The sequence below is a fragment of the Xanthomonas populi genome, from assembly GCF_002940065.1.
Lineage (GTDB): Bacteria > Pseudomonadota > Gammaproteobacteria > Xanthomonadales > Xanthomonadaceae > Xanthomonas > Xanthomonas populi.
Window position 1 is genome coordinate 1 of record NZ_MDEJ01000093.1, and the last position, 15,825, is coordinate 15,825.

The 15,825-nt window shown below is 62.5% G+C and carries 12 protein-coding genes and 4 pseudogenes; 11 read left to right on the top strand and 5 right to left on the bottom strand.

Annotated elements, in window-relative coordinates; all coding sequences use genetic code 11:
- Nucleotides 1-91: 91 nt before the first annotated feature.
- From XpopCFBP1817_RS14385 to XpopCFBP1817_RS14395, 3 genes are all read left to right on the top strand, one after another.
- Complete coding sequence (locus tag XpopCFBP1817_RS14385) at nucleotides 92-529, top strand: rhodanese-like domain-containing protein (RefSeq protein WP_128417638.1); 438 nt, start codon at nucleotides 92-94, stop codon at nucleotides 527-529.
- Between the two features lie 111 nt (nucleotides 530-640).
- Complete coding sequence (gene secB / locus XpopCFBP1817_RS14390) at nucleotides 641-1,156, top strand: protein-export chaperone SecB (RefSeq protein WP_128417639.1); 516 nt, start codon at nucleotides 641-643, stop codon at nucleotides 1,154-1,156.
- A gap of 15 nt (nucleotides 1,157-1,171) precedes the next feature.
- On the top strand, nucleotides 1,172-2,197 hold the full coding sequence (locus XpopCFBP1817_RS14395; RefSeq protein WP_128417640.1) for an NAD(P)H-dependent glycerol-3-phosphate dehydrogenase: 1,026 nt from the start codon (nucleotides 1,172-1,174) through the stop codon (nucleotides 2,195-2,197).
- Between the two features lie 219 nt (nucleotides 2,198-2,416).
- On the opposite strand, the gene XpopCFBP1817_RS14400 is transcribed toward XpopCFBP1817_RS14395, so the two are convergent.
- Nucleotides 2,417-3,013 (bottom strand): OmpO family porin, encoded by a 597-nt coding sequence (locus XpopCFBP1817_RS14400; RefSeq protein WP_128417641.1) that lies wholly within the window; start codon nucleotides 3,011-3,013, stop codon nucleotides 2,417-2,419.
- Between the two features lie 593 nt (nucleotides 3,014-3,606).
- A pseudogene (locus XpopCFBP1817_RS14410) lies at nucleotides 3,607-3,916 on the bottom strand (transposase); the annotation flags it as partial.
- Between the two features lie 500 nt (nucleotides 3,917-4,416).
- Between XpopCFBP1817_RS14410 and XpopCFBP1817_RS14420 the strand changes: the two are divergent.
- From XpopCFBP1817_RS14420 to XpopCFBP1817_RS14430, 3 genes are read left to right on the top strand one after another with little or no spacing between them, the layout of a single operon-like run.
- Nucleotides 4,417-4,845 carry a hypothetical protein gene (locus XpopCFBP1817_RS14420; protein ID WP_128417643.1) on the top strand — a complete coding sequence of 143 codons (429 nt, stop codon included), beginning with the start codon at nucleotides 4,417-4,419 and terminating at the stop codon, nucleotides 4,843-4,845.
- A 10-nt stretch (nucleotides 4,846-4,855) separates the two neighbouring features.
- Nucleotides 4,856-5,305, top strand: coding sequence for a 3-dehydroquinate dehydratase (locus XpopCFBP1817_RS14425; RefSeq protein ID WP_167393941.1), 450 nt, complete (start codon nucleotides 4,856-4,858; stop codon nucleotides 5,303-5,305).
- The gene (locus XpopCFBP1817_RS14430) at nucleotides 5,286-5,513 is read left to right on the top strand and encodes a hypothetical protein (RefSeq protein ID WP_167393942.1); all 228 of its coding nucleotides are present in this window, start codon (nucleotides 5,286-5,288) and stop codon (nucleotides 5,511-5,513) included. The genes XpopCFBP1817_RS14425 and XpopCFBP1817_RS14430 overlap by 20 nt, the downstream gene beginning before the upstream one ends.
- Before the next feature lie 395 nt (nucleotides 5,514-5,908).
- Here XpopCFBP1817_RS14430 and XpopCFBP1817_RS14435 read toward each other — a convergent pair whose 3' ends face one another.
- Together XpopCFBP1817_RS14435 and XpopCFBP1817_RS14440 are read right to left on the bottom strand one after the other, a co-directional pair.
- Entirely contained in the window at nucleotides 5,909-7,639 is a 1,731-nt protein-coding gene (locus tag XpopCFBP1817_RS14435) for an outer membrane protein assembly factor BamB family protein (protein ID WP_128417644.1), read from the bottom strand.
- Nucleotides 7,640-8,258: 619 nt separating this feature from the next.
- Nucleotides 8,259-8,798, bottom strand: coding sequence for a DUF2059 domain-containing protein (locus XpopCFBP1817_RS14440; protein WP_128417645.1), 540 nt, complete (start codon nucleotides 8,796-8,798; stop codon nucleotides 8,259-8,261).
- 91 nt (nucleotides 8,799-8,889) lie between these two features.
- On the opposite strand from XpopCFBP1817_RS14440, the gene arfB reads away from it, so the two are divergent.
- The 4 genes and pseudogenes from arfB (at nucleotide 8,890) to dcp (ending at nucleotide 12,877) form a co-directional block, all read left to right on the top strand.
- Nucleotides 8,890-9,321 (top strand): alternative ribosome rescue aminoacyl-tRNA hydrolase ArfB, encoded by a 432-nt coding sequence (gene arfB / locus XpopCFBP1817_RS14445; protein WP_128417651.1) that lies wholly within the window; start codon nucleotides 8,890-8,892, stop codon nucleotides 9,319-9,321.
- Between the two features lie 2 nt (nucleotides 9,322-9,323).
- Complete coding sequence (locus XpopCFBP1817_RS14450; protein WP_128417646.1) at nucleotides 9,324-9,953, top strand: lysophosphatidylcholine acyltransferase; 630 nt, start codon at nucleotides 9,324-9,326, stop codon at nucleotides 9,951-9,953.
- Nucleotides 9,844-10,600 (top strand): annotated as a pseudogene (locus XpopCFBP1817_RS14455) (isoaspartyl peptidase/L-asparaginase family protein). The gene XpopCFBP1817_RS14450 and the pseudogene XpopCFBP1817_RS14455 overlap by 110 nt, the downstream one beginning before the upstream one ends.
- A 108-nt stretch (nucleotides 10,601-10,708) precedes the next feature.
- Nucleotides 10,709-12,877, top strand: a pseudogene (gene dcp / locus XpopCFBP1817_RS14460) (peptidyl-dipeptidase Dcp).
- A 115-nt stretch (nucleotides 12,878-12,992) separates the two neighbouring features.
- On the opposite strand, the gene xopN reads toward dcp, so the two are convergent.
- A complete protein-coding gene (xopN, locus tag XpopCFBP1817_RS14465) occupies nucleotides 12,993-15,155 on the bottom strand; it encodes a type III secretion system effector XopN (protein WP_128417648.1) in 2,163 nt (720 codons plus the stop codon).
- A gap of 456 nt (nucleotides 15,156-15,611) precedes the next feature.
- On the opposite strand from xopN, the pseudogene XpopCFBP1817_RS14470 reads away from it, so the two are divergent.
- Nucleotides 15,612-15,825 (top strand): annotated as a pseudogene (locus XpopCFBP1817_RS14470) (helix-turn-helix domain-containing protein); the annotation flags it as partial.

Genomic DNA, 15,825 nt, shown 5'->3' on the forward strand with positions numbered 1-15,825 from the left:
TACACGATGCGCGCACTTGTTTCTACACGATCCGGGTGCAACCAGCTGATCTATCTCGGGAAAACGTGGGGAAACCTCAGACCTTGACCCCGTGAATTTCGAAGAGCTGCAGGCCTTTGTCGGCCGCAACCCCATGTTGTCGCTGGCCCTGGTGGGCCTGACCATCGCCCTGATCGTCACCGAGGTCGCGCGCCTGTTCCGTGGGTATCGCGCACTCAAGCCGGCCGAGCTGACCCGTCTGATCAACAGCGCAAACGCGCTGGTGATCGACCTGTCGCCGACCGCCGATTTCGAAAAAGGCCATATCGCCGGCAGCCGGAATGTGGCGCTGGCCAAGTTCGACCCGGCCGGCAAGCTGCTCGCCAACGCCAAGGCATCGCCTGTGGTGGTGGTGTGCCGCAACGGCAATGCCTCCGCAGGCGCGGCCAAGACACTGAAGAAAGCCGGTTTCGAGCAGGTCCATTGGCTCGATGGCGGCGTGGCCGCCTGGCAAATGGCCGAACTGCCGCTGGTCAAAGGCCGCGCCTGATCGCACCTTGTGAGGCGCCATGCAAGTCCCCATTGCTTGCGTGAGAGACACGCAATTTCACGTCTGCATCATTCAACGTTGCACCCACCGAACCGTTTTTTGGAGTTAGGAATGTCTGACGAAATCATCAACGGCGCGGCTGCGCCGGCCGACGCCGCTGCTGGCCCCGCTTTCACCATCGAGAAGATTTACGTCAAGGACGTTTCTTTCGAATCGCCGAACGCGCCGGCCGTCTTCAATGACGCCAACCAGCCCGAGCTGCAGCTGAACCTCAATCAGAAGGTGCAGCGCCTCAACGACAACGCCTTCGAAGTCGTGCTGTCCGTGACTCTGACCTGCACTGCCGGTGGCAAGACCGCCTACGTGGCCGAAGTGCAGCAGGCCGGCGTGTTCGGCTTGGTCGGCCTGGAGCCACAGGCAATCGACGTGCTGCTTGGCACCCAGTGCCCGAACATCCTGTTTCCGTACGTGCGCACGCTGATCAGCGATCTGATTCAGGCTGGCGGCTTCCCGCCATTCTACCTGCAGCCGATCAACTTTGAAGCCCTGTATGCAGAAACCCTGCGCCAGCGCTCGCAGGGCGAAGACACCTCGCTGGCCGATTCTGAGCCGGCTGGAAACGCCTAAGCGCTGCGTGCGCCGATGAGCGATTCGAAGCACAAGATCGCCGTCCTTGGCGCCGGTTCCTGGGGCACGGCCCTGGCCGCGCTGTTGGCCAGACACGGTCACCCGACCGTGCTCTGGGGGCGCGATGCAGCGATGGTGGATGCCATCGACCGCCGCCACGAGAACGTACGCTATCTGCCGCGCATTCGGTTGCCCGAGAGCTTGCGTGCCACCACCGATCTGCCATTGACCATCTCCGATGCAAGCTGGATTCTGGTCGTGGTGCCCTCGCATGCCTTCACCGAGACGATCCAGTTGATTGCACCATTGCGCCCGGCCGGTACCGGCGTTGCGTGGGCGACCAAGGGGTTCGAGCCTGGTTCCGGGCGATTCCTGCATGAAGTGGCGCGCGACATCCTTGGCGCCAGTGTTCCATTGGCCGTGGTGACCGGGCCGTCTTTCGCCAAGGAAGTCACGCTCGGCTTGCCGACCGCCATCACCGTGCATGGCGACGATGCCGCGTTTGCGCAAGTGGTGGCAGACGCCATGCATGGCCCCACCTTTCGCGCCTACACCGGCGACGACATGGTGGGCGCCGAACTCGGTGGTGCGATGAAGAACGTGCTGGCCGTGGCCACGGGTGTGGCTGACGGCATGCAGCTTGGTCTCAATGCACGTGCCGGTCTGATCACGCGTGGCTTGAACGAGATGCTGCGCCTGGCGGCAGTGATCGGTGCGCGTCCGGAAACCTTGATGGGCCTGGCCGGCTTGGGCGATCTGGTGCTGACCTGCACCGGCGATCTATCGCGCAACCGGCGGCTTGGATTGGCGTTGGGGCGCGGACAGAGCTTGAACGATGCGATCCGAGAGATCGGCCAGGTGGTCGAGTCGGTGCAAACTGCCGATGAAGTCATGCGTCAGGCCGAACAGCACGGTATCGAATTGCCGATTTCCAATGCCGTACGTGCGGTGCTGCATGGCGAAATCACACCGGAGGCAGCATTGAAGGAACTACTGGCGCGCGAGCGCAAGCCCGAGTATCCGCAGGCGTTGTTCACCTGATTGGGCGGTTTGTTGTTCGCATGCATCAAAGCACACGTCTTACAGCAGCGATTCCAGTGCGAGATACGTTATCAAGAAGCGCTTCGTGCGCACACACGTGCGCAACGACTGCCCCTGCATCGCAATCTACCAATCGCGCAAAAGAAAGAAGCCCTGTCGGTGGACCGGGCTTCCAATGCAACGCGGGAGAGAGGGTCGCGTTGCAGTCACGCATGCGGCTTACCAGCTGAAACGCGGGCCGACCGACCATTCCTTGTTGCCGTCGCCATCCATACGGATGTCGCCGTTGATGCCCCAGCTCTGGTTCAACTTCACCTGGGCGCCGAGGCGGCCGTAGAAGTTGTCGCCCAGATCGATGCCGCGCTTCTTGGAGAAATCTTCGTAGCCACCCAGGGCATACACTTCGAAATGTTCGCCGAAGGCGGTACGCAGACCGGCTTCAACGCTGTAGCCGTCGAAGCTGATGTTCGGGGTGTCCAGGTCCAGCTTGCGGTAAGCCAGGCGAGCAACGAAATCGGTGCTCTTGGCAATCTCGTAGTTGTAGCCCGCACCCACGCCCCACTGCTGGAAGTCGGAGTTGGAGCTCTCGAACACGCTATTGTTGTTGTCGGCATTCTGCTTGCTGTAGTCACCGAACACATGGAAGTTCGGAGCGAACGCGTAGGAGGCTTTCACGCCCCAGCCATCGGCGTCGCGGCCTTCGGTCGGCGTGCGCACGTAGTCGCCTTCGACGAAGTTGTAGGAGAGGTTTTCAGCAGCAGAGGCCGCAAACGGCAGGGCTGCGAGAAGGCCGAGAGCCAGTAGTGAATTCTTCATGATCGATACCTGTACTTATGGTTTGGGCCGGCACTGAGGCGGATGCCGTTCGCTGCCGAGATGTAAATTCTCCGTTATTCGATGGAACGCGACATGAACTTTGGATTGCGTGGTGCATGGATCATCGCGCCCAGTTCAGCTGCGCTCTTTCGGGTGATCGTCGCAATGCAAGTGGGTCAAACCCAAAGTGTGATCGCGGTTATCCCTCGCGATTGTGCTCGTGGCGGCTGAACGATTTGCGCTGGAAGGGGATAGACAGATGAAATGCCCATATTCCGATCGTGAGAACACATGGCACAGAGCACAGACGAACTTCTTGCAGGTGCAACGCAGGCCATGCTGGATGCGAAGGACGCAGAGTCGCTTGCGCTGCTTGGCATGCTTCTTGAGCAAGCCCCGGCGTGTGCACAGGCGCACTATCTGTTGTAGGCGCAGCAAGCACAGCTGGGAGGGCTTGGTGTTGCCGGGCAGGAATTCAGAGCGGCGTTGCAGTTGTCACCGGAGCTCGTCATGGCCGCTTCCAGTTCGACCAACTGTTACTGGTTACGGCACGCAATAGCAAAGCGATGCAGATGCTGACGCCGTTGTCCGAATCGGTCGATGGCGCCATGCCCACTCCACTCGCGCACCAGCGCACGACGCGCCGGTGCGCTCACCACGTTTTTCGCAGCGTATCCTTGATCAGGTCGTTCTCGAACAGCTGCTAGGCAAGCAACTTCTTCAGCCGGGCGTTCTCGGACTCAAGGTCTTTGAGCCGCTTGGCATCGGGCACGCTCATCCCGCCGAACTTGCTGCGCCACAGGCAGTACGAGGCCTCGCTGACGCCGTGCCGCCGGCATAGGTCCTTGACTCAGCGTCGCGCAGGAAGCCAACGATCTGTTCTTCGGAAAAACGCTTCTTCACGTCCAATCTCCTCGGGGTAGGGAATTGGACTCCAAACTGGGGCACTACTCAAAATCGGGAGGACGTCACACCTTTAGGATAAAGCTTGACTTGCGGAATCAGTGGTTCGATGCGCTTCCACAGCGCGATAGGGATCTCTTTACAGGCAGCGGCAAGCGTCAGTTTGGAGAAGGTGACCTAATTTGGGACTTCAACATTATTGTCGGCCTTTTGTACGGGTGGATGCTTCGATATCTGGCCGAGAGGGGGTGCCTCATTCGAACAGCGTAATGCCTTAGGCTTGGGCGGGCCTAGGACAAAACCGTTGTCGCACACCGTGATCGAGCTTCAGCGCCACCACGTGTGTCCTTTTGTTGGAGGGCGGGAGATCGAGCCGACGCGCGTCCGTTTCCACGTGTTTACTCACTCTTTATGCCAGCACATCGGCGCATGCCTAGCTCCTTTACGCCCGGCAGATCTACCTTGGCACTCCCGCACTGTGGTGCGTTGAGTCGAACACGATGTGTATCCTGATTTTGCAAGGTCCGCAGGCCGATCCGGCGCAGTTGGCGCCGATGCAGCTGCCCGAGTGTGCTGGCCGTGGGTTGCGCACGGTGGCGTGTGCCGATGTCGATACCTTGATCGCCGGGTTGCAGGCCGCCAGTAGCGATGCCGAGGTGGAACTGGTGTTGCTGGATTCTGGCGATCTGACGCTGTCCGAGCGTGTGCGTGCACAGGCGTTGCGTGCAGCACTTGATGCGTTGCCCACGCCATATATCGAACTGCACACCGATGCCGATCAAGAGCTGGAGCCATGGCTGCATCCGCAGCATGCGCCGTTGGCAGTGGTGATCACGCCACACGATGCGCCGCGTGCGTATGCGATGTCGCTTGGCATTGCTGCGCGCTGCTTACCATCGGTGCGTGCGCCGTTGCGCGCCGCTGCCTGAGGGGGCCGAGATGTCGATCATGATCGTGCGTGGGCCGGAAGCAGCGCTGCCGTTGGTGCGTGGTCCGCAGCCGTTGCCGCGGGCCGTGATCCGGCAATTGGTGGCGTGCGCAGGCGATGCGGGCAAGACGGTGGCGTTGCGTGCTTGCGGGTCCGAGCAGGAGTTGCTGGATGCGTTGCGTGTGGCCGGTCAGGCGCGGATGGAAATCGCGTTGATCGATCCGGGCAGCTGCGTGGACAGTGCGCGCTTGCATCGTGTGCTCAGTGCGTTGTCGTATCCGTTTGTGGAGGCCCACGACGATAGCGTGGACCGGCCGGAACGTTGCCTGCCGGACGGTTTCGGGCAACGTATCGCCACGGTGCGCGGCTACTGCGCGCAGAGCTATCTGCTTGGGTTGGAAATCGCGTTGGACCATCTGGGCTGCACGGAGATCCAGGGCGATGTCCACGTCGGTACCTGAGCTACGACAGCTGCATTATTTCGCCGACTACGAAGACGATTGCGACGGTCGGCCGGTGCTGTGGGGGCAACTCGCCCACAGCGTGGAGGTGCCGGCCGATGGCGTGCTGGATGCAGCCGGACTTGTATGTGCGTTACGCCGTCGTGCAGCCGAGGCGCATGGGCTGGAAGCCGGGCAGATCCGGTTATGCCAGGTCACGCGGCTTTAGCGGCGTGACCTGCGCGCCTGCAGTGTGGCGAGAGCTCTACGCGAACAATGGTGCGGTCGATCAAGCGCTGCGCTCTCACCCTATGCGCCGCCACCAGAAACGGTGTCGAAGACGGCACGCCGATCGCTGCCCTCGCGCGCAACTGTCTTGCGGACGTTACGCACGAATGACGTCACCCGAGGACGGCGCCGTTGTTGCGTGATCACGCCACGGCGCTCAGCAGATCACCTGTTTGGCGCTGTCGCCATGCTGGACCAGCACTCAGCACACACGCGCATTGACGCACTGAGCGCGGCTGTTTTCCCACCCCACACACAACGACGCCACCCGAAGGTGGCGCCGTCGTTCTCTGCCGTGATTGCGCGTCATTCGACGCAGATCACGTGCGTGGGCGCTTACTTGGCCGCGCTAGCCTCCGGCACGAACTTGATCAGCTGGTTGCTGGTCGCGGCGGTTCCGAAGTTGAAGCGGCCGTAGCCCTGGCCCCAATACAGCGCGCCGTCCGCAATTGCGGGCGAGCTGATCACCGAGCCGGTGGCGTCGTAGTTCCACAGCGTGGCGCCGGTGTCGGTGTCGAGGGCGACCATGTTGCCGGCCATCGAACCGGCATAAAGCAGGTTCGGCGAAGCCGTCAGCGAACCCTGGCCGCCAGCCGGTACGGTCGGCTTCACGCGGTTGATGCCGGGTACCTTGACCTGCCACTTGATCTTGCCGGTCGCTGCATCCAGTGCCGCCCACGAGCCGCCGTTATGGCTCTGGGTGTTCGCAGGTCCCAGCGTGTAGGTGGCGTTGGTGCTGTTTTTGATCGCCACATAGACCTGCGACTTGTACGGGTCGAACGCGGTGCCCCATTCGATGCCGCCGGTAGTGCCGCCCGGGCCGACCTGGGTGGACCACACCTTGGCGCCGGTCCTGGCGTCGAAGGCCCAATATCTGCCGCTCTTCTGCCCGGCGCCGATCAACTGCTGCGGATTGCCGCTGCGCCACACGGTGAACAGATTGACGCCGCCGCCGCCGAAGTCGTAATCGGGCCCGATCAGGTTGGTCGCCTGCGTGTTCGGGCACAGGCCATTGGTGGGTGCGGCGACGCAGGACAGATTCCATGCGTCGTAGCCCTGCGCGCGATTGGCCCAGACCAGCTTGCCGGTGTCCAGGTTCAGCGAGATCACCGAGTCGACGTAGTTGTCCGGCACCATGCAATCGAGCTCGTCCTGCACGGTGAGTTCGCTGCCACGATACGAGCGCGCGTTGGACACGCAATTACCCACGGTGGCGGGAATGTTGTAGTTGTTGCCGGTGCCGAAATACAGGCGGCGGCTGATCGGATCGATCGCCACCTGGCCCCACACCGAGGCACCGGTGTAACCCTCGGGCACGTTGTAGAACTGCCACAGCTTCTTGCCGGTATTCAGATCCAAGGCCACAACGCTGCCGCGGAAACTGAAGGTATGGGTCGCGGCCAGGTTGCCCCAGTCGCCGGACGACACGGGCACGTAAATGCGGTTGCCGTAGATGACTGGCGAGGAGGTGATGCGTGCCTGCGGGTTGGCTTCGACGGTGGTCTTCCACAGCAGCTTGCCTGTCTTCTTGTCGAGCGCCAGCACAGTGCCGGCGGCCTGATCGCCAACAATGATGCTCTTGCCGCTGATGGCCGGCGTATTACGCGTTACCGAGTTGGCGTTGCCGGTGTAGTCGGATAACTTGGCCTGCCAGTTCGGCTTGCCGGTCTGGGTATCGACGCTATACAGCGTGCCGCCCCAGTCGGGTACATAGAGCGTTCCACCTTCCACACTCGGGGTGGCCGAGATGTCGCCGGTGGTGGTCAAGGTCCATGCGGGCTTGAGCGTCTTGGCGGTGGTGCGATTGATCTTCCACTCGCCCGGTGCGAAGCGTGAGTTGAAGTAGCCGCCACCGGCGGTGGTCCAGCTGCTGGGTCCTGCGAACGGAAGGTCGTTGCCGAAGCTGCGCCAGACCTGACCGGAGCGCGCGAATGCCTGGGTATCCAAGGACGACACCGGCTGTTGTGCGGTTGCGGGGCTGGGCTGGGCGAAAGCCACTGCGCTGGCGAGCAGACAGGGAACGAGCGTCAAACTACGAAACCGCAAGCGGCGAATTGAATTTGTCATCACGGCATGTCCATAGATGGAAGGAAGCGCTGGATCCCCCCGGATCTGCTGCATGAAGATGGCCGGTGGCGGTGACCGTACAACACCACGCGCGCAACCGCATTCACACAACGGTCGGGTCAGTTCGTATCTGGTGCTACCAGCTCGGAAAATTTTCGTTCAGCGTGTTCGCTATTCGCACAAATAGCGATGATTCATCACTATTTGTGCCTGCTTCTATAGGAAAAATGATTGGTCGTAGCGGCTGCGTATTTGCCTGCAAAACAGCGTCCTGCAAAAAGTAACCAGGAAATTTTGCGCCACCTTGTGCGGTGGATCACGGACGTGATTTGAGATGCGATGGCTGCTCAATGCGCAGCAATGCCCTGTGCGAGGGAGTCTTGAGTTGAGCACTCGCAGTGATCGAGCTGCTGGCCGCTGCGCGAGATAAAGCCCCTCTCCCGTCGGGAGAGGGGCTAAGGTCGTCCTGTAACGCTAAGCAATTGCCATCGCTGCTCCCGTCGGCAGACGCTGCGTACGGCATCGATCGTCAACGCAACCAACCCCGCAACCGCAACCGCAACCGTCGCAGGATCACGCTGTGACGAATCGCCAATCCCGATTGCCCGTTCCCAGCCCTTCAGGGCTTGTGCGCCGGCGCCGGCTCATTGACGATCTTCTCCAGGTCCTTCTGCAGATCGGCAAACAGCGGCAGCATCTTTTGCTGGATCGCGCCCATCAGGTTCTGGGTCAGTGCCGGGGTCTTGTCCAGCAGGCTCTGGCCGGCCGAGCTCTCATAGAACTCGGCCATGGCCAGCACGTCTTCGCGCGAGAACGAGCGCTTGTAGATGTCCACATACATCGGGCGCAGTTCCGACCACGACAGCGCCTTGCGCACGGTCTGGCGGGTGCGGTCCTGGATGCGCTGCAGCTGCGCCTGCTGAGCGGCGTCGAGCTGGCGCTGAGCGGTGAGCTGGGCGAATTGCTGCTGCATCGCTTCGATCTGCGGCAGCATTGTGTCCAGCATGGTCTGCGCGCGTGAGGCCGCCAGCAGGCGATTGACGTCGGCATCGCTGGGCGCCTGCGCGAACGCGGCGGGCGCGGCGAGTGCCAGCGTAGCCAACACGATCAGATGGCGCGCAAAGGCGCGTACGGCGGCAACGGAACGGGGTGGTGTCATCGGAGCATCCTGCAAGTCGGGGAACCGGCAGCAGCATAGGGGAAGCCGGCGTTCGCGCGCGTCCATGGCGGTGCCGATACAATCGGCACAAATGGCCAGCGACCCGATCCAGATCACCCCAAGCCTGACGATCCCGCCCAGCGAGATCGTCGAACGCTTCGTGCGCGCCAGTGGCGCGGGCGGGCAGAACGTCAACAAGGTTTCCACGGCGGTGGAACTGCGTTTCGACGTGGCCGCATCGCCGTCGCTGCCCGAACCGCTGCGCGCGCGGTTGCTGTCGCGGCGCGACCGGCGCATGAGCGCCGATGGCGTGCTGGTGATCGACGCGCAGCGCTTCCGCACCCAGGACCGCAACCGCGAGGATGCGCGGGAGCGGCTGATTGAAATCATCCGTGCGTGTCTGTCGGTGCCCAAGCGCCGGGTCGCCACCAAACCGAGTCATGGTGCCAAGCTGCGGCGGCTGGATGCCAAGCGTGAGCGCAGCCATATCAAGCGTGGACGCTCTGCGTCCCACTGGGAGTAAGCGTGAGTCACACCGACCCGTCGTTGCCACCGGTAACACAGGCCAACATCCTGCTGCAGCCAACCCCGCCCAGAATGCCACGTGCACACGGCCGATTCGGCCGCTGGCTAGGCCGTACTGCGCTGCGCCTGACCGGCTGGCGCCTGCTCGGGCGGCTGCCCGACGAACCCAAGCTGGTGATGATCGTGGCCCCGCATTCGTCCAACTGGGACGGCTTTGTAGGCTTTGCGGCCAAGTTCGCGCTGGGCTTCGATATGCGCGTGCTGGGCAAGGCGCAGTTGTTCTGGTGGCCGCTGGGCCCGCTGCTGCGCAAGCTCGGCGCCATCCCGCTGGACCGCAGCTCTCCGCAGGGCACCATTAGCCAGTCAGTGCGGCTAATCCGCAACTCCGAGCAGATGTGGTACGTGATCACCCCCGAGGGCACGCGCAAGCGTGTGGAACATTGGAAGGCGGGTTTCTGGAAGATCGCTTCTGATTCCAAGGTGCCGATCCTGCCGGTGTATTTCGACTATCCAAGCAAGACTGTGGGCATCGGCGAGCCGTTCTGGACCGGGACCGACATGGCCGCCGATATCGCCGCCATCCGTACCTGGTATCGGCCGTGGCGCGGCAAGCATCGCGATACGCTTTGAGGGTGTTGTCGAACGGCTGAGAAGGTCGCGAGAAGACGCCCCGCAGTTCAACGCCGGGCGTGGCGCGGTGTTCACCCATGACGGCAAGAATGCGCTGGATGCCGCGATCATGGACGGCGCCACCGGTTGCGCACCGACAAGCGCTGGCAGCAGCTCCAAAAAGCGCTCCAGGCCGAGGCCGGCGACCGCAAGGCGCAGGCCGAACTCGATCTGAAAACCGCCAAGCATTTCGGTACCGTGGGCGCGCTGGCGCTGGATCGGGAAGGACCTCTTGCCGCCGGCACCTCCACCGGCGGCATGACCAACAAGCGCTACGGCCGCGTGGGCGACGCGCCGATCATCGGCGCGGGCACCTACGCCAACAGCCAGTGCGCGGTGTCCGGCACCGGCTGGGGCGAGTTCTATATCCGCGCGGTGGCCGCCTACGACATCTGCGCACGCATAGGTACGCCGGGCAGTCGTTGCAACAGGCGGCCGACGCAGTGATCGACCAGGAGATTCCCAAGGCCGGTGGCGACGGCGGCGCCATCGCGCTGGATGCGCAGGGCAATGCCGCGTTCCCGTTCAACACCGAAGGCATGTACGGCGGCTGGATCGGCGCCGATGGCAGCCCGCATGTAGCGATCTTCAAGGACGAGACGCTGTAGGGCACGCATCCTCAACCGAACCCATCCACCCAATCCAACGGCACATGTCAGCGGCCGTCAAACCCGCTAGCGTGACCGGCTGCTCTACCCACTCAGGAATCACACGTCATGTCGCGTACCGTCGTTCTGGCCGCAGCCATCACCCTGGCACTGGCTGCTTGTTCTGGAAAAGATTAGTCCGGTAAGGAGTCCACCACCGTGCCCGAAAAGACCGCCACCACCCCGGCCGCGGATGCCGCGCCGAACCCGCTGCTGACCGCCAGCACGCTGCCGTTCCAGGCACCGCCGTTCGACAAGATCAAGGATGCCGATTACCTGCCGGCCTTCGAAGAAGGCATGCGCCTGCATCTTGCCGACATCCGTAAGATCGCCGACAACCCCGAACCGCCCAGTTTCGACAACACCATCGAAGCGATGGAGCGCAGCGGCGAAACGCTCACCCGCGTCTCGCGCATTTTCTTCGGGCTGGTGCAGGCCGATACCAGCGACGCACGCCAGAAGATCCAGGAAGACATCGCGCCCAAGCTGGCCGCGCATCAGGACGAGATCAATCTCGATCCGAAGCTCTTTGCACGCGTCAAAACCATTTACGACCAGCGCGAAACGCTGAGTCTGGAGCCGGAGCAGAAGCGTCTGGTCGAGCGCGATTACGAAGCGCTCGTGCGCGCCGGTGCGCAGCTGTCAGATGCCGACAAGGCCAGCCTGCGCAAGCTCAATATCGAAGAGACCACGCTCTCCACGCAGTTCCACACCCGCCTGGTCGCCGCCTCGGCTGCCGGTGCGGTGGTAGTGGACGACAAGGCCAAGCTCGATGGCCTGAGCGAAGGGGATATTGCCGCCGCCGCCGATGCGGCCAAGGCGCGCAAGCTCGACGGCAACTATCTGCTCACCCTGCAGAACACCACCCAGCAACCGGTGCTGGCCTCGTTGAAGGACCGCCAGCTGCGTGCCGACCTGCTCAAGGCCTCGGAAACGCGCGCGGGAAAGGGCGATGCCAACGACACCCGCCAGACCATTCAGCGCCTGGCGCAACTGCGCGCGCAAAAGGCCAAGCTGCTCGGCTTCGACACCTATGCCGCCTATAGCTTGGGCAACCAGATGGCCAAGAACCCGGCTGCCGCGCTCAAGCTGCTGACCGACACCGTGCCGGCCGCCACCGCCAAGGCACGCCGCGAAGTGGCCGAGATGCAGAAGGTGATCGACGCCCAGAAGGGTGGCTTCAAGCTCGCCGCCTCCGATTGGGACTTCTACGCAGAGCAAGTGCGCAAGGCAAAGTACGACCTGGACGAAGCGCAGATCAAGCCGTATTTCGAACTGGACAACGTACTGCAGAACGGCGTTTTCTACGCGGCCACGCAGTTGTACGGCATCACCTTCAAGCAGCGCACCGACATCCCGACCTATCACGCGGACATGAAGGTGTATGAAGTGTTCGATGCGGACGGCACCTCGATGGCGCTGTTCTATACCGACTACTTCAAGCGCGACAGCAAGTCAGGCGGCGCCTGGATGGACGTGTTCGTCGAACAGGACGGCCTCACCGGTGCCAAGCCGGTGGTTTACAACGTGTGCAACTTCACCAAGCCGGCCGCGGGTCAACCGGCGTTGCTGAGTTTCGACGACGTCACCACGCTGTTCCATGAATTCGGCCATGCGCTGCACGGCATGTTCTCCAAGGTGACGTACCCCTCGATTGCCGGTACCAGCACCTCGCGCGATTTCGTCGAGTTCCCCTCGCAGTTCAACGAGCACTGGGCCTCCGATCCCAAGGTCTTTGCCAACTACGCCAAGCACTACCAGACCGGCGCGGCGATGCCGAACGAGCTGGTGGAAAAGATCAAGAAGGCCAAGACCTTCAACAGCGGCTACGCGACCACCGAATACCTGTCGGCCGCCTTGCTCGATCTGGCCTGGCACACCCAGCCTGCCGACGCGCCGCTGCAGGACGTGACCAAATTCGAAGCCGATGCATTGAAGCGCTTCAAGGTAGACCTGGCCGAGGTGCCGCCGCGTTATCGCAGCAGCTATTTCGACCACATCTGGGGCGGCGGTTATTCGGCCGGTTACTACGCCTACTTCTGGTCGGAAGTGCTCGACGACGATGCGTTCGAATGGTTCAAGCAAAACGGCGGGTTGAATCGCAAGAACGGCGACATCTTCCGCGCCAAGATCCTTTCGCGCGGTAATACCTTGGACCTGGCCACGTTGTATCGCGATTTCCGCGGTAAAGATCCCAGCGTCAAGGCGCTGCTGGAGAATCGTGGTTTGACTGAGTGAGACACCCCGCGTGCACGACGCGCGCGGATGCCGGAGATGATCGAAACGGGATGGCCCTGTGGCCATCCCGTTTTTGTTGCCTCGCGTTTGATGCATCGCAGCGGTCGGCGCCGCATCATGCCGGTTGCTGCGTCGCCTGATCGTCCCCGATCTGCACGATCACTTCGCGCGACTGCGATGCGGACGCCACTCCCGGGCGCAGCTGTTTCACCGCCTCCGGCAGGGTCAGCGACGGCGCGGCCTGCGCTGCGGATGACGAGGCCCCGGACGGTTGGGTGAGCGCATTGGCCTGACCCAACAACTCTTCCACATCGTTGTGCTGCAAAAGCGCGTTGATCTCCCGACTCGCCTTGGTCGCCCGACGCTGGGACAGCGCTTCGTTGGCGCCACCCATCACGCCGCGCAAGACTTGCTGCTTCAATCCGATGTCGGTCTCTCCCTCACGGCGATTGTTCTTGACGGTGATGGCGGTGTGCTGATTCAGCGCGCCGACCGCAGCCATGCCTCCCGACAGGGCGGAGATCGCCAGGGTCTGCATGATCGGCACTTTGTGCAATCCGCCCTGCGCCGCGGAAGTGGCCTTGCCGATCACCGAGGACGCCGCGCTGCCCAGCACGCCGAGATGGAACATCTGGCCGATGCGTTGGGCGGTCTGTGCGGAGAACTCGCGCGAGGTGTACTTCTTGGCGATATCGCTGATCAGTTGATCCGACACCACAGACTTCTCGGCGCCGAGCAGCACCGCCGCAGCGACACCGTTGGGGTCGAGTTCGTCCAACCTGCCTTCGCGCAAGGCTTGCAGATCCTGGCTCAGCAGTTTCAGCGCCTTCGCCGGGCCGGCGCCGTGGCCCGATTCCAGATCCAGGTCGTCGGCGTCTGCCGCCCCCTGGGGCGAGGGCGATGCTTGCACCTCAGCCTTGAGCGCTTTTTCCATCGACGCCAATCCGCTGATGACGCGTTTCACCAGAGCCTGCGTGGGCGACTTAATCAGTTTGCGGAGTTTGCTCTGATCGATCTCCTCTGCCGCAACCGGTTCGCCACGCGCAAATTTCTCCTTGCCTGTCTGGGTCAATACATCCGCATACAGCAGATTGAGCTTGTTGTTGTAATCCTGTTTTGCCTGTTCATCGAAGCCGGCGGCCACATGCTGCGCAGCTGTCATCAACAGGGCACCGACGGTCTGTGCGGTCGGCGACAGCGCCCGCATTGCGCCGGTCTTGCGCAGCAGGCCAAGCGTGCCCGCCAAGGGCGAACGCAGGATACGCGGGACGGCCTGCCAGCGATTGCCCATCCATTGCCGGTCGTGCGCGCCCTGGGTCATGACAAAGTCGTGCTGGGCTTGATGCAGGCGCGCTTCGGCGTGCAGCAATTGGTTGGCAGCGGCGGTGAGCTCGGCAGTTGGCGTCGCCGCGGGGCTCTGGTCTGTGGCCTTCTTGAGTTGGCGGAAGCTGTCGCAGCACGCGCCGAATTCTGCGATATGCGTTTCCAGCGCCTTCGCAAGATCCGGTAGCCAATGTTTGTCTTTGATCTGATGCTTGTCCGGCACGATGACGTGACCGCCATGCTCGCGGATGGACTCGCACAGGCTGACCACCGCCGACTGCTGGGCCGCATTCATCGGCGCGGCGATGGCCGCTGTGGCAAAGCCGAATCCTGCGCCTGCCCAGGGATGACGGGTTGCGTAGTTGATCCAGGGCGAGACGATGTACTGCATCGCATTGTTTAGAAAACTACCGGCGGGATTGGGCATGCCGGACAGCAACGCGGTGCGCCGCAGGTTGGAAACCTCGCTTTGGCTCAGGCCCTGCGCCTTGTACCAAGCCATCGCATCCGTTTCGCGGATGCGGCTCAACAGATCCGCATGTGTCGCTGCGCGTTCTTGCGCGCCGGTGGTGTCCGGCAATTTCATCGGCCTGATCCTGTTGACGAGTTCGGCAGCCAGTTGCGGCTCGACCGGGCGCAGGTTGTCTGCAGCCAGTGTCTCTTTGAGTCGCACCAGCGACGCTCTGCCAGGATTCGACGACGATGCAGACTGCGAAACCTGCAGACTAACCGCAGCCAAGTGGCTAGCCGTCTGAGATATATGCGCAGTGGCGCCTGCGATCTCCTTGCCGCGCTTGTTCGGGCGGCGCGGCAGTTTGGCCAATTGGGAATCGGGCTGGGCATCCGAATGGCCGGGCGAGGCGTCCGGGGAGGCTTCTTTTTCGATCTCGTGTCTGTTCGCACTTGACGCTGACGCAATGCGACTGAGCGGATTGGCGGATGCAGTAGTCTTCATCAGATATCTCCTGGGGCTAAATCGCAGTGGCGGCATCGATCGATAGCCGGTGCCGATGAATGCGATCGCCACGTAGCCCGGAGCTGGGTGCAGTGTCTACGGTCGGCGCGGTGACCATGGCTCGAAGAGAGCCTCGAGTTCAAGCGCGCTGCACAGCCGTTGCCGAGATGAAGATCCAAACTGAGGACCGCATTGAGCTAGGAGTGAATCACTCTCCAGGCAGCATCTTTGGCAGACAGCAGAACTGATGTCGCCGCACCCGAATCGCCGCGTGGGTGCCGGTACCGAGGTCTGGCGCGTCGCTGGCCGATGGCAGGGCCGGGTGAGGCCGTCACGCGGCAACGGGTGTCGCGCGCATCGGCGTGCGCGGTGCGCCATCAAAAGGCGATGGCAACGCGCCTGTTTGATCCCAGGCTTTGATGGTGCACTCTTTTCACTCGAATGGAAGCAAGCACAATGGGCCAGGTTCTACATGGGAGCGCCACTACGACTGAGGCGATCCGTCGAGCGATACAACAGATTCAAGAGAGCCTGAGAGCGCTTTCCAAGCGTTACGGCATCAATCAAAAGACGGTGGCGAAGTGGAAGAAGCGGACCTCGGTTGCCGATGTGCCAACCGGGCCGAGGCAGCCGTGTTCCACCGTGTTGTCCATTGAGGATGAGGCGGCGA

Coding starts and splice junctions, on each gene's coding strand:
- secB (WP_128417639.1), top strand. CDS start 641: ATGTCTGACGAAATCATCAACGGCGCGGCTGCGCCGGCCGACGCCGCT.
- XpopCFBP1817_RS14395 (WP_128417640.1), top strand. CDS start 1,172: ATGAGCGATTCGAAGCACAAGATCGCCGTCCTTGGCGCCGGTTCCTGG.
- XpopCFBP1817_RS14400 (WP_128417641.1), bottom strand. CDS start 3,013: ATGAAGAATTCACTACTGGCTCTCGGCCTTCTCGCAGCCCTGCCGTTT.
- XpopCFBP1817_RS14420 (WP_128417643.1), top strand. CDS start 4,417: ATGTGTATCCTGATTTTGCAAGGTCCGCAGGCCGATCCGGCGCAGTTG.
- XpopCFBP1817_RS14425 (WP_167393941.1), top strand. CDS start 4,856: ATGTCGATCATGATCGTGCGTGGGCCGGAAGCAGCGCTGCCGTTGGTG.
- XpopCFBP1817_RS14430 (WP_167393942.1), top strand. CDS start 5,286: ATGTCCACGTCGGTACCTGAGCTACGACAGCTGCATTATTTCGCCGAC.
- XpopCFBP1817_RS14435 (WP_128417644.1), bottom strand. CDS start 7,639: ATGACAAATTCAATTCGCCGCTTGCGGTTTCGTAGTTTGACGCTCGTT.
- XpopCFBP1817_RS14440 (WP_128417645.1), bottom strand. CDS start 8,798: ATGACACCACCCCGTTCCGTTGCCGCCGTACGCGCCTTTGCGCGCCAT.
- arfB (WP_128417651.1), top strand. CDS start 8,890: ATGGCCAGCGACCCGATCCAGATCACCCCAAGCCTGACGATCCCGCCC.
- xopN (WP_128417648.1), bottom strand. CDS start 15,155: ATGAAGACTACTGCATCCGCCAATCCGCTCAGTCGCATTGCGTCAGCG.